Source organism: Microbacterium sp. A84, assembly GCF_051842815.1.
GTDB lineage: Bacteria > Actinomycetota > Actinomycetes > Actinomycetales > Microbacteriaceae > Microbacterium.
Genome location: NZ_JBPXMS010000001.1, coordinates 183,607 through 196,144, shown reverse-complemented (window position 1 = coordinate 196,144; position 12,538 = coordinate 183,607). Strand labels below are relative to the sequence as shown.

Genomic DNA, 12,538 nt, shown 5'->3' with positions numbered 1-12,538 from the left:
ATGCCGTGCCCGGTCCGGGCGACGACAGTGCCTCGCCGCGGATACGCCGACGCCCCGAGGGCCGGGGAGGGGATTTGGTCTCGGGGCGTCGGCGGGTAGGGGGATCAGTCGGATGCCGCGGAGGCGACTGACGCTGCGCTCGGCGCCGAGGCGGGACTCGGTACTGAGACCGCGCTGGGGGCGGAGACCTGGGTGGGCGCGGAGGGAGGACTCGGTACGGAGACAGGGCTCGGAGCGGACTCCTGCGGGGCGGGGGCCGGGGCCGGGGCTGGAGCGGGCGCGGAAACCGCGCTGGCGACACTGGCAATGCTCGCCACGCTCGCCACCGAAGCGACGCTCGCGACGGAGGCAACGCTGACCGAGGACACGGTCGCAACGGAAGGAGCGCTGACGACGGTGACCGAAGAGTTCGTCTGTCGAAGCTGCACGATCTTGCTGTCGAGCACGCTGCTGCGGTCGGTGATCGCACCGCCCGGCTGCACTGTGCCGTCGGTGGTGCGCAGCTCCATCGCGTTGGCTGCTGCGGCCGCGCCGCCTGCGACCATGCTCAGGCCGGCGAGTCCGGTGACGCCGAAGACGATCCACTTCTTATTACTCATTACAACTCCTCGATCTGTTTCCGGCGCCATCGGCTCCGGAGGGGATGATTCCAGTCTGCTCGCCAGAGCTAAGGCGAATCGAAAACGTCCGTGAGAGGGCTCTTAGACTCACTCGTCGATGGCGCGCGTGCGTCCAGTAGCGCCTCGGCTGCGGCCTCGATCTCTGCAGAGGCGCGCGCGTCACCGCGATCGCCGGCTGCCATCGCGTGTCCGATCAGGTGCACGAGAGTCAACCCCAGCGTCAGCTGATCCCCCGCCCAGCGCGCTGCCGCCAGGTCTGCAAGTGCCCACACTCGTCCGCGATTGTGCGCCTCGGTGAGTCGCGCGCTGGCGATCGTGTGCGAAAGGAAGGCGGCAGCATCCTCGGCAGGATCTGCAAGCCCGAGCGTGTCAATGTCGATCACTGCACTGATTCCGTCTTCGAGGAAGAGCTGACCGAAATGCAGGTCGCCGTGCACGACGACCCGTGGTCGTTCGCCGACTTCTGCCGCGCGAGCGAGAATTGCACGGGTGCGCGGAACCAGCCGAGCCACCGCAGCGTCACCACGGCCCGCATACCAGTCCAGTCGATGTGCCGCGCTCCGAGCGGGGGCATCCCAATCCACGGCCGCAAACTGCTCACGCAGTGCATCCACCTGATCGAGCAGGGCACCAGGATCCCAGTCCACGTCTGCGGCTGGAGTGCCTGACGCACTCGCCATCACCAGGAGTCCCTCGTCGGACCAACCGTGGATCTCGGGGACGCGAATTCCCGCACTCGCTGCCGCCTCGTGCGCGCGTACGATCCGCTGGACTCTCGACGGGCGAACCACCTTGATCCAAACCGCTCCGTCGATGATCGGCACCCGCAGCACGGCGCGACGACCGGGCCGGTAGCCGATGAACTCCGGTTTGCCGATCGCCGTGATGCCCAATCGATCGAGAAGTGTGCGCGCGGCGTCGTCGAATGCGACGGGCGCGAGCGCCGGCAGATGCGGGTCGGCGGGGTGCAGCCAGATCCGGGTGGACGGAGACTCCACAGCATCGGCGAGACCCGTCTCGGCAGCGACAGACAGCCCCGAGGTGTCGACGAAGTAGTGCAGCGATTCTTCCGCATCCACCTGCAGCCCGGTCACCGACCCCGTGCCCAGCGGCTCACGCGAGTGCACCGTCACGCTTTCGGCGGACACGCCGAGCGCCTCAGCCAGGACGCGCACTTCGTAAAGATTGGGCGTTATGGGCATCTATCGATTCCAACACGTCGAACGCACCCGTGGGATGAGATATCTCTTATGTATGGATCGCGCCCGTGCCGCACACGGGATACTTGATCTGTGACCGAGTCGGAACCGATGCCAGGGCGCCGCCGCAGGAAGCTGGCAATATCGGTGCGTACTCGCATCGTCGCCGCGATCACCGCCGTCGCTGCAATCGGCCTTCTCGCCGTGGGGTTCTCGGTATACATCGTCGAGAGGCAGCGGATCCTCGAGCAGGTGGATGCACGCCTGCAGGACAACTTGGAGTCAGCGCGGTTCCTCGTCGCTGAGGGCGATGAGGGCGATGGCGCGTGGGCTTCGTCGTCCGATGCGCTAGCCGCCGTAGTGCAGCGCATGAGCCCGGATGACAACACCGGCGCCATGGGCATGGTCGACGGCGTCATCACCATTGTTCCTGGCGTCCAGCTGGATCTCGATCTGCAGTATCAGGCAATGTTTGCGCAGCATGTCGATCGGCTGCTCGATGAGAGCCGCCCCTTCATCGCGACCTACGCGGACAGCGATGACCGCTGGCGCTATCTGGCGGCGCCCATCATGGTGCAGGACTCACCGGCACCCACTGAAGTCGTGTTCGTGCTGGTGTACGACCTAAATGCGGAGCTCGCCGAGACCACTGACTCGGCGAAGATGTTTCTGCTTGCATCCGGCATCACGTTGATCGTGATCGCGGCGACCGGAACCATCGTGGCAACCAGGCTGTTGCGCCCGTTGCGCCGGATGCGAGAGACCGCCGCGCGCATCTCCGCGCAGTCACTCGATGAGCGTCTTCCCGTCATGGGAAACGACGACGTCGCTGAGTTGTCCGAGACGATGAACGACATGCTCGACCGCATAGACGACGCCCTGGACTCGCAGCGTCAGCTGCTGAGCGATGTGGGACATGAGTTGAAGACCCCGATCACCATCGTGCGCGGGTATCTCGAGGTCATGGATCCCGCCGACCCCGACGATGCCCGCGAGACGCAGGAGCTCGCTGTAGACGAACTGGAGCGTATGGGACAGCTCGTGCAGGATCTTGCTTCCGCGGCAGCGCTGCACGGCCCCAGCCCGGTGCAGCTGGGCCGGGTGGACACCGCCGATCTCGTGCGACAGATCGTGCGCAAGGCTCAGGGCATCGTCGGAGCGGATGTCTCGATCGGCCCCGTCGCCGTTAGCGTCGCGACGCTCGATCCGGCCAGGATGACGCAGGCGATGCTGCAGCTGTCTCAGAATGCGGTGACGCACGGCGGTGGTCGCGTGGAGATCGGCAGCCGAAGTGATGGCGAACGGATCGAGTTCTGGGTCCGTGATTTCGGCCCCGGTGTCCCCGATAACGCGAAGCAACAGGTGTTCGAGCGATTCCGGCGTGGCGCCGACACGCTGGGCCACACCGGCAGCGGGCTCGGCCTGCACATCGTGCAGGTCATCGCGCGCGCCCACGGCGGCTCGGCAGAGGTGCGCGATGCGCCAGGAGGCGGCGCATTGTTCGTCCTCAGCGTGCCGCAGATCGCGGCGACACCTGTCAGCGAAGATCCTGTCATCCCACCCCGCCCGCCGCTTCCGGCGCCCGCGCTGCCAGGCGAGACACCGACGGATGTAGGAGGATAAACCGTGGCATCCATTCTCATTGCAGACGACGAACCGCGAATCTCCGGCTTCATCGAAAAGGGCCTGCGAGCGGCCGGATTCGCGACGTGCGTCGCCGCGACCGGCCCTGAGGCATTGGACCTGGCTCAGACTGGCGAGTTCGACCTTTTGGTCCTCGATGTGAACATGCCCGGTTTCGATGGGTTCGAGGTGCTGGAGCGCTTGCGCGGATCAGGGTCGAAACTTCCGGTGATCATGCTCACGGCACGCGTCGAGTTGCACGACACAATCGCGGGTCTCGAGGGTGGTGCCGACGACTATCTTGGCAAGCCCTTCCGCTTCGACGAGTTACTCGCGCGGATCCGTCTGCGGATGCGCCGCGATGAAGCGGTCGCCACCGCCGATCTTGTCCACGGTGATCTGCACCTTGATATCCGCACACGGCGAGCACGCGTCGGCGATCACGCGGTGGAACTGTCCGCGCGCGAGTTCGCGCTGGCGGAAGAGCTCGTGCGCAACGCAGGGCAGGTGCTCAGCCGTGAGCAGTTGCTCAGCAGAGTGTGGGGCTACGACTTCGACCCTGGGTCGAACGTGGCCGATGTCTACGTCGGCTATCTGCGCCAGAAAATCGGCGCCGATCGTATCGAGACGGTGCGCGGCGCGGGATACCGGCTGACCTGATCAGCCCGCCCCGAGTCGCCATCCCGACGCCTGCTGTTGCACCTGTGCGTCCAGCGACAGCATGCCCAGCATCGAACGGACTCGCTCTTCGGACAGGCCAGAGATTCGCGCGAGTTCCGTGGACGATCGCGCCGTGCGCGCGCTCATGGCGTCGAGCAGTCGCAGTTGATCAGGATCTGTCCGGACCTCGCCACTGTCGGCACTTGCGCCGATCTCGATGCCCAGCAACTCCCGCACCTCGGCCGTGCTGGTGACGCAGCGCGCGTCGTACTCTCGCAGCAGCCGGTGGCATCCGGCCGACGCGGCGGAGGTCACTGGGCCCGGTACGGCACCCAATGGGCGTCCGAGCGCGGCGGCATGGCCCGCGGTGTTCAGCGAACCGCTGCGCCAGCCGGCCTCGACGACGACCGTCGCCATCCCCAGGGCTGCGATCAGGCGGTTGCGAGCGAGGAATCGCCATTTGGTCGGTGCGGTGCCGCATGGCAACTCGCTCACCATGGCCCCCGACGTCTGGATTCGCTCGAACAGCTGCTGATGTCCGGCAGGGTATGCACGATCGACGCCGCCCGCAAGGAACGCGACAGTTCCGCCACCGGCACCGAGAGCCGCTCGGTGCGCGGCTCCGTCGATTCCGTAGGCGCCGCCAGAAACGATCAGCGTGCCGCTGGCGGCGAGATCGCCCGCGAGCTCAGATGCGATCGAGTCTCCATATGCGGTCGCTGCCCGTGCGCCCACCATCGACACGCGCTCCCGCCGCGTCAGCTGCGCCACGTCTCCCCGCACCCACAGCAGCGACGGTGCATGATCACCGAGATCGTCAAGGCCGCTGGGCCACTCGTCATCGCCAGGCAGGAGCAGCCTTGCCCCGACCTCGCTCGCACCGCGCAGCGCGTCTGACACAGCACGCGGTTGCGCCCGTGGTCGCCACCGTCGCCGAGCCTCATCCACTGCACGCTCGGACAGCTCGAATCCGGAATCGGACAGACCGTAGCGCAGTGCCTCCACCGCCCCGAACTGGGCGATCATCGCCCCTGCCACACCATCGCCTGGTTCCGCGACGACTCCCCAGGCGACACGCGCCAGGGTCTCGCCAGGGTCATCCTGTGGTCGAGCAGATTCAGCTGCCTTCCGTGTCTCGACATCGCCGAGCAACACATCCATCATGCGATCAGTCCTCTCTTCAGAAATAGCGCCCGCCCCAACTCGTCACGCCCCGGTACGTCCACCCCTGTGAGATCAGCCATGGTCCACGCCAGACGAAGCACCCGGTCATAACCCCGCAGGGTGAGCTGGCCTCGTTCAAGCGCGCGGTCAAGCGGCCCGCGCACTTCGAGTGGCAGCCGATGATCGCCCTGCCGTAGCCACGCGCCGGCAACGTCGGCGTTCACGCTCCACGGCGTATCCGCCCACCGCTCAGCCGCGCGTTCTCTGGCGGCCAGCACTCTCCCCCGAGCTGTCATCGTCGTCACTGACGAGCGTTCCGCCGACGTCGCCCGAGATGCCGCGACCCTCGCCACTTGGAGGTCGATATCGATCCGATCACGCAGGGGTCCCGATAATCGAGCGGAGTAGCGACGAATTGCCATCGGCGGGCAGATGCACTCTGCTCCTCGCACCCCGTAATTGCCGCAGGGGCAGGGGTTCATCGCCAACGCAAGCTGGAAGCGGGCGGGAAAGCGCACATGGAATCCGGCGCGATCGATCTCGATACTCCCCGATTCCAGCGGCTGACGCAGAGCGTCCAGCGCGGCACGCGAGAACTCGGCTGCTTCATCGAGAAGCAAAACGCCTCGGTGTGCCCGAACGATCGCACCAGGTCGCGCAGCCCGCGAACCACCGCCCACGAGTGCCGCCATCGATGCGCTGTGATGCGGCGCCTCCAACGGCGGTAGATCGTCCAGCACGTTAACCGCAGCGCCAGACAGCGAGCGAATTGACGCAACTTCGAGCGCTGCTTCCTCTGTCAACGGCGGAAGAATGCCGGGCAGCCGCCGTGCCAGCATCGTCTTTCCTGCTCCGGGTGGACCGCTCATCAGAATGTGATGTCCACCCGCGGCCGCGACGATCAGCGCGTCCACCGCCTCTTCCTGGCCCACCACGTCGGCAAGATCCAGCTGTTCTGCCTCCGATACCTGCCGTGCCGCGCCGGCGACCGGTTCGACGTCAGCGACGGCAATATCCGCGCCATGCCACATCGCCACTTCGGCCAGCGTGGTGGCAGCCCGCACATGCATCCCCGGTACCAGCCGCGCCTCGGCCTCGTTCGCATGCGGAACGATGACGTGTTCGAACCCCGCTCGCGCCGCCGCGAACACGGCCGGGAGCACCCCGGGAACCGGCCGCACCCGACCATCAAGTCCGAGTTCGCCGATGTGCACGGTCCGCGCGATCGACGCAGGGTCGAGCACTCCTCCGGTTGCCACCGCCGAAATCGCGATACCAAGATCGAACCCGCTGCCGTGCTTGGGCAGACTCGCCGGCGACAGATTAACGGTGAGCCGCCTGCGTGTCAGTTCAAGGTCTGCGTTCGTGACGGCGTTATGCACACGCTGTGCCGCCTCACCCAGTGCTTTGTCCGGCAGTCCAACGATCTTGAATCCCGGTGTCTGATTCGATACGTCCGCTTCGATCTCGACCAGGTGTCCGTCCACGCCAGTCAGTGCAACAGCCCAGGTACGCGCGGTCCTCATCGCAGATCCACCAGGTGCTCGAGCGTGCCCTCGGCCGGATCAGCACCGATGACGCCGATCACGTCAACGCGGAGCATCCGATTTCTGGCCAGCTCGTGATGATCTCTGCACCACGCATACGCGAGCCGCCAGAGTCGTTCCCGCTTGCGGTCGTCGACCGCCTCAAAGGGATGACCGAAGTCGAGACTGCGCCGCGTCTTGACCTCGACGACGCAGAGCACGCCTTCGCGTTCGGCGATGATGTCAATCTCGCCCTGCGCACACCGCCAGTTGCGGTCAAGAATCTGATATCCGCGCTCTGTCAGATGCTGTGCGGCGCGGTCTTCACCTGCACGTCCAAGGTCGTCTTTCGCAGCCATGCAGACAGCCTGCTCGAATCGCGCAACACGCGCGCCCGAGAATCACACGACCGGTGCAGAGGACAGCTCAATTCCCTAATTGTTGATAACTAGTGAGCCCGTTGCCTCGTGGACAACTCGTCACTTACCGTCGAGAGACAGCTCCTCCGGAAGCTCGAACTCGCGAGCCTGCAGTTCCTCGACGTTGACATCCTTGAACGTCAGCACTCGCACCGTCTTGACGAAACGGTCCGCACGATAGATGTCCCAGACCCAGACATCACTCATCGAAATCTCGAAGTAGAAGTCATGCTCAGTGTCACGACGGACGACATTCACCTCGTTGGCGAGATAGAACCGACGCTCGGTCTCCACAACGTATTTGAACTGCCGCACGACATCGCGATACTCGCGGAACAGCGCAAGCTCAAGTTCGCGGTCGTAATCGTCGAAGGCCTCTTCATCCATGATGACTCCATCCTACGAGTTCAAAATGAATCGGAGCTCAGAACAGCGCTGGGGCGTCGGTGATTGCCCATGATGCACGGTGAAAACCAGACAATCCCTGCTCTCGGATCGCCGCCCGGTGTTCCACACTCGCGTATCCCTTGTTGCGATCCCACCGATAGGTCGGATGCTGCAGGTGAAGTTCCGCCATGTACGTGTCGCGGGCAACCTTGGCGATGACGGATGCCGCGGCCACCGAGGCGCAGTCCCGGTCGCCCTTGATGACCGAACGCACCTCAAGCGGGACAGGATGCACGCGTGACACGTAATCGTGATTGCCGTCCAGGATCACAAGCGTCCGCTCGAGGGTCGCCCCCTGCGCCAGGACCGCATCGATTGCGCGGGATGCCGCGAGCCCCAGCGCGCGCATGATTCCGCCCTCATCGACCTCGGCAGCAGTTGCCCAGCCGACGCCAGATGCCTGCACCCATGCTGCGGCCCGGACTGCGACGTCGGGTCTGCGCTTCTCTGTGACGAGTTTCGAGTCACGCAATCCCTCCGGCACGCGGCGCCGAGACCCCGCGGCATCCATCACCGCGGCACCGACCGCCACCGGCCCTGCCAGCGCACCACGTCCGACCTCATCCAGCGAGATGATCAGGTCGTACTCAGTCAGAAGCTTGCGCTCCAGTGAGAGTGTGGGCGCGACAACCGTCATTCTGGATCCGGAACGCCGTTGAAGATGTCGTGATGGCCGTCGATCGTGCCGATGCGCGAGAGCGGCCAGGTGGTCAGGAAAGCTTTGCCGACGAGATTCTCGAGTGGCACAAAACCACCGCTCGGAAGGCCTTGATGGGCACGTGCGTCCTGCGAACGGTCACGGTTGTCTCCGAGTACCCAGAGTGCATCCGCCGGGACGGTGACATCGAAGGGTTCGTTGGATGCCGCGGTATCGCCCTCTGGCAGGTTCAGGTACGAAAGTTCATCGATCGGCGCACCGTTGATCTCAATCTGTCCGAGCGCGTTGCAGCACACGACATGATCACCGGCGGTGCCGATGATGCGCTTGACGAGATGATCCTCACTATCGGATGTGGACAGACCGATCGTTGTGAGCAGCGAATCGAACGCCTCCAACAGCGGGGGGCCCGCGGGCTTGTGTACCTGCACCGGTAGCCACCCGCCCGGATCTTCGAACACGACGACGTCGCCACGTTCGTAGCCGGTCCAGCGTGGAGTGAGCTCATCCACCAGAATGCGATCGTCCACGATGAGCGTGCGCTCCATCGAGGCTGACGGAATGTAAAAAGACCGCACGATGAAGCTCTTCACCAAGAACGACACGAGCGCAGCGATCACGATGATCACCAGCACGTCTCGCAAAAAGATCCAGAAACCGCGACGCCTCTTCTGAGGGACATCGCGGGCGGAATCAGTCGTCATCGCATTCCTTCACGGGGTTCTTCGCACCGCGCACTGACGGCTCATTCTAGGTTCGCATACTCCGGATGAAACAAAGCACCCCGGGACGCTGTGTCCCGGGGTGCTTCAGAAAAGCATGCTTCAGAAATAGCGTGCTTCAGAAATAGCAGCGATCAGTGGTCGCGCTTTTCCTTGATCTTGGCCTTCTTGCCACGCAGTTCGCGCAGGTAGTAGAGCTTCGCGCGGCGCACGTCACCGCGGGTGACGATCTCGATGTGATCGATCACCGGGCTGTGCACCGGGAAGGTACGCTCGACGCCCACCTGGAAGCTGATCTTGCGGACCGTGAAGGTCTCGCGAACGCTATCGCCCTGGCGGCCGATGACGATGCCCTGGAAGATCTGGACACGAGAGCGCGTGCCCTCGGTGATGTTGACGTGCACCTTGACGGTGTCGCCGGGGCGAAAATCGGGAATGTCGGAACGAAGCGAAGCCGCGTCGACGGCGTCCAGGATCTGCATGATCGTCTCTCTCTGCACTCGCCACAGGTCGGATGCATGGGATGGAAGGAATACGTAGGTGTGTGCTGAACGGCGCTTGAGGCGACCGCGGACTCCCCTGAGGCAGAGTCGGTCACGGCACAAAGATCTATTCTGCCATGGAACGGGCAGTGTACAAAACCAGGTCAGCTGCGGGAAGCAGGCTTCTCCCGGATGACGAACACTTCTTGGTCTGCCTGGGTGTGCCGCGGCGCTTCTTGCTCGGCATCCGTCGGCAGCGATGTGGTGATCCGGATGCCGGAACTCGCACCCTTTGCTTCACTCCAGAGCTGCCACAGCATGAGCCAGAACATCGCGAGGGCAGCAGCGATCGCGCCGGTCAGCAGCAACGGGAACCACGTCTGCGGGTAACAGCCGACTGCGATGGTGAGAGCATGCCACACGCCGAAGCCCAGCACGTCCCACCACGAGACCATGCCGGTTTCACGCGCCGAGGGCCGCGCACGGACGAGCAACGTGAGCACCAACTGCCCCAGAAAGACCGACGGGATCGCGATGAAGAGCACCCAGAGGAACGCCCAGCCACCCGCGTTGAAGATGCCCCAACCGACCAACAGCCACAGCGGCAGCACAACGGACGCCGGGAACAGCCAGCGATAGAACGCTCTTCGCAACCACATGCTCCGATCGTATGACGCTCACCTATGCCCATGTCGGATGTTCGCTGTGAGCGACCTCAGCCGAGATCGGAGAGAATAGACAAGACGAAAGGAACACCCATGATCGAATTGCGCACCCCTGCTGAGATCGAGGAGATGCGAGCTGCGGGACGATTCGTTGCCGAGACTCTGGCGACATTGCGCGATGAGACCAAGGTGGGAACGAATCTGCTCACGATCGACCGCAAGGCTCATGATCTGATCCGTAAGGTCGGCGCGGAGTCCTGCTACATCGATTACGCCCCGTCGTTCGGCAACGGCCCCTTCGGGAAGGTCATCTGCACCTCGATCAACGATGCCGTGCTGCACGGTCTCCCCCACGACTACACGCTGCGCGACGGTGACCTCGTGTCGCTCGACTTCGCGGTGTCGGTCGATGGTTGGGTTTCCGACTCGGCGGTGTCCTTTGTGGTCGGTTCGCCTCGCGAGGAGGACCTGCGTCTGATCGACACGACCGAGCGCGCCCTCGATGCGGCAATCGCTGCCGCCACCATCGGCAATCGCATCGGTGATATCTCTGCTGCCGTCGCCGCGATCGCGCATGGTGAGGGCTACTCGATCAATACCGACTTCGGTGGACACGGTGTCGGCCGTACGATGCACGGTGACCCGCACGTGGCAAACGACGGACGCCCCGGCCGCGGTTTCCCGCTGCGCGACGGCCTCGTCCTGGCGTTGGAGCCGTGGTTCCTCGCGACGACCGACGAGCTACGTACCGACGCAGACGGTTGGACACTGCGCAGCGCAGACGGCTCGCGTGGCGCACACTCCGAGCACACCGTCGCGATCACCGCAGACGGCCCCATCGTGCTCACCGACCGTTCTTTCCTCGGGGTTCGCTGAGTTCTCCGCGTCTGCGCTCCGATGTGACATTCTGAGTGCATGATGCCGCAGGATCGTCACGTGCCAGAGCGACTGATGCTCGCGCGTCACGCTCAGGCGGTCTGGAACGTCGAGGGGCGGCTGCACGGACAACGGGATTCCTCGCTGACCGCGGAGGGCATCGCACAGGCGTCGGCGATCGGCGATCGACTCGTCCCGTTCGGTGTTCAGACGGTCTTCTCCAGCCCCTTGGGCCGCGCTCTACGGACTGCGGTCATGATCGCCGATCGCCTCGGGGCCGAACTCATCGAGGTGCCGGAGCTCACCGAATTGGATCTCGGCGAGATGGCGGGTCTCACACGCGCCGAGATCGAGGAGCGCTTCCCCGGTGCGCGTGAGGCTCGGGCTGAGAACCGGTACGGCTGGGCATTCCCCGGCGGCGAGAGCTACGCACAGGCGCGCGGCAGAGCACGAGCGGCACTGTCGTCATGCGGTTGGGAAGCACACGGGCTGGCTTTGATCGTGACCCACGAGATGATCGGACGGATGCTGCGTGCCGAGTTGCGCGGCTTGAATCCTGCCGAGGCGCTCGCGCTGCGGCATCCGCTCGGCGCCGTCTTTGAAATTGAGGGCCGCGCGGAGCGCCTGGTCTAGCTCGCCCCGCCGCCGAGAATGGGTTTGCAGCATGAGAATGGATGCACCAGCCCCGGTCTCGTGCAGCAAACCGATTCTCGAGGTCAAGCGGCGCGGTAGACGAACACTTCAGTTATCTGCGGCAGCTCGAAGTCCTCTTTGCCCGCAGTCTCGGGGTCGCGGTCGAGCACCTGCTCGACCGCGCGCAGCATCGCGGCGTGTGTCGGCCCGTCCGCGACCAGGAAGCTGCTGACCGTCAACCAGCGCGCGATATAGTCACCGCGGGTGATGCGCTCCGACCACGCGATCTCGGCACGATGTGAGAATGCGAAGCCCGGCAGCACGTCAGGTTCTGGTTCGGGCGGAATCTCGTCATCGTCGCTGCGGTAGGCGGGATGCACGATCCGCGAGCAGGCAAAATCCCAGGAGCAGGATCGATCCGCGCGATTCCAGAGCAGACCGAGGATGCCACCGGGCACCAGCACGCGCGCGATCTCAGCACACGCGGCATCGCGTTCGAACCAGTGGAATGCCTGCGCCACGGTCACCGCGTCGACCGAGGCATCCGGCCGAGGAATATCTTCCGCTCCCCCAACGATCGCTTCGACCTCGGGCAGCTTCGCCCGCAGCACATCGAGCATCGCGACGGACGGTTCGACCGCGAACACTCGATCGGCGCGGCTCAGCAGCAGTTCAGTGAACTTTCCTGTCCCTGCGCCCAGGTCGAGCACGCTGGAGACTCGTGTCGGGATGATCTCCGCGGCCGCAGCATCCGGAAACCCGGGCCGGTACCGGTCGTACTCCTCGCCGATGTTCTCGAATGACTGCGCGAGCTGCTGATCCACCATGCCTCGACGCTAACAGT

At 64.7% G+C, this 12,538-nt stretch carries 15 protein-coding genes; 4 read left to right on the top strand and 11 right to left on the bottom strand.

Annotation, left to right across the window (positions count from 1 at the left end):
* Window positions 1-104: 104 nt before the first annotated feature.
* Together ACSU04_RS00990 and ACSU04_RS00985 are read right to left on the bottom strand one after the other, a co-directional pair.
* Window positions 105-599: a hypothetical protein gene (locus ACSU04_RS00990; protein WP_439288150.1), complete on the bottom strand. Its 495-nt coding sequence runs from the start codon at window positions 597-599 to the stop codon at window positions 105-107.
* Window positions 600-667: 68 nt separating this feature from the next.
* Entirely contained in the window at window positions 668-1,822 is a 1,155-nt protein-coding gene (locus ACSU04_RS00985; protein ID WP_439288149.1) for a phosphotransferase, read from the bottom strand.
* A gap of 90 nt (window positions 1,823-1,912) precedes the next feature.
* Here ACSU04_RS00985 and ACSU04_RS00980 point away from each other — a divergent pair, with 90 nt between their 5' ends.
* Window positions 1,913-3,442, top strand: coding sequence for a HAMP domain-containing sensor histidine kinase (locus ACSU04_RS00980; protein ID WP_439288148.1), 1,530 nt, complete (start codon window positions 1,913-1,915; stop codon window positions 3,440-3,442).
* A 3-nt stretch (window positions 3,443-3,445) separates the two neighbouring features.
* Window positions 3,446-4,102: a response regulator transcription factor gene (locus ACSU04_RS00975; protein WP_439278021.1), complete on the top strand. Its 657-nt coding sequence runs from the start codon at window positions 3,446-3,448 to the stop codon at window positions 4,100-4,102.
* On the opposite strand, the gene dprA is transcribed toward ACSU04_RS00975, so the two are convergent.
* From dprA to ACSU04_RS00935, 8 genes are all read right to left on the bottom strand, one after another.
* Window positions 4,103-5,266 carry a DNA-processing protein DprA gene (gene dprA, locus ACSU04_RS00970; RefSeq protein ID WP_439288147.1) on the bottom strand — a complete coding sequence of 388 codons (1,164 nt, stop codon included), beginning with the start codon at window positions 5,264-5,266 and terminating at the stop codon, window positions 4,103-4,105.
* A complete protein-coding gene (locus tag ACSU04_RS00965; RefSeq protein ID WP_439288146.1) occupies window positions 5,263-6,792 on the bottom strand; it encodes a YifB family Mg chelatase-like AAA ATPase in 1,530 nt (509 codons plus the stop codon). The genes dprA and ACSU04_RS00965 overlap by 4 nt, the downstream gene beginning before the upstream one ends.
* Window positions 6,789-7,151, bottom strand: coding sequence for a YraN family protein (locus ACSU04_RS00960; RefSeq protein ID WP_439278018.1), 363 nt, complete (start codon window positions 7,149-7,151; stop codon window positions 6,789-6,791). Before ACSU04_RS00960 ends, ACSU04_RS00965 begins: the two co-directional genes overlap by 4 nt.
* 120 nt (window positions 7,152-7,271) lie before the next feature.
* Window positions 7,272-7,598 (bottom strand): DUF2469 family protein, encoded by a 327-nt coding sequence (locus tag ACSU04_RS00955; RefSeq protein WP_439278017.1) that lies wholly within the window; start codon window positions 7,596-7,598, stop codon window positions 7,272-7,274.
* A gap of 37 nt (window positions 7,599-7,635) precedes the next feature.
* Window positions 7,636-8,295 carry a ribonuclease HII gene (locus ACSU04_RS00950; protein WP_439278016.1) on the bottom strand — a complete coding sequence of 220 codons (660 nt, stop codon included), beginning with the start codon at window positions 8,293-8,295 and terminating at the stop codon, window positions 7,636-7,638.
* Window positions 8,292-9,020: a signal peptidase I gene (lepB, locus tag ACSU04_RS00945; protein WP_439278015.1), complete on the bottom strand. Its 729-nt coding sequence runs from the start codon at window positions 9,018-9,020 to the stop codon at window positions 8,292-8,294. Before lepB ends, ACSU04_RS00950 begins: the two co-directional genes overlap by 4 nt.
* Window positions 9,021-9,172: 152 nt before the next feature.
* Window positions 9,173-9,520: a 50S ribosomal protein L19 gene (gene rplS / locus ACSU04_RS00940; protein ID WP_439278014.1), complete on the bottom strand. Its 348-nt coding sequence runs from the start codon at window positions 9,518-9,520 to the stop codon at window positions 9,173-9,175.
* A 164-nt stretch (window positions 9,521-9,684) separates the two neighbouring features.
* On the bottom strand, window positions 9,685-10,179 hold the full coding sequence (locus ACSU04_RS00935; RefSeq protein ID WP_439278013.1) for an MFS transporter permease: 495 nt from the start codon (window positions 10,177-10,179) through the stop codon (window positions 9,685-9,687).
* A gap of 99 nt (window positions 10,180-10,278) precedes the next feature.
* Between ACSU04_RS00935 and map the strand changes: the two genes are divergently transcribed.
* Window positions 10,279-11,061: a type I methionyl aminopeptidase gene (gene map / locus ACSU04_RS00930; protein WP_439278012.1), complete on the top strand. Its 783-nt coding sequence runs from the start codon at window positions 10,279-10,281 to the stop codon at window positions 11,059-11,061.
* A 39-nt stretch (window positions 11,062-11,100) separates the two neighbouring features.
* Entirely contained in the window at window positions 11,101-11,694 is a 594-nt protein-coding gene (locus tag ACSU04_RS00925; protein ID WP_439288145.1) for a histidine phosphatase family protein, read from the top strand.
* Window positions 11,695-11,777: 83 nt separating this feature from the next.
* Here ACSU04_RS00925 and ACSU04_RS00920 read toward each other — a convergent pair whose 3' ends face one another.
* Window positions 11,778-12,521 carry a class I SAM-dependent methyltransferase gene (locus ACSU04_RS00920; RefSeq protein ID WP_439288144.1) on the bottom strand — a complete coding sequence of 248 codons (744 nt, stop codon included), beginning with the start codon at window positions 12,519-12,521 and terminating at the stop codon, window positions 11,778-11,780.
* Between the last annotated feature and the right edge of the window lie 17 nt (window positions 12,522-12,538).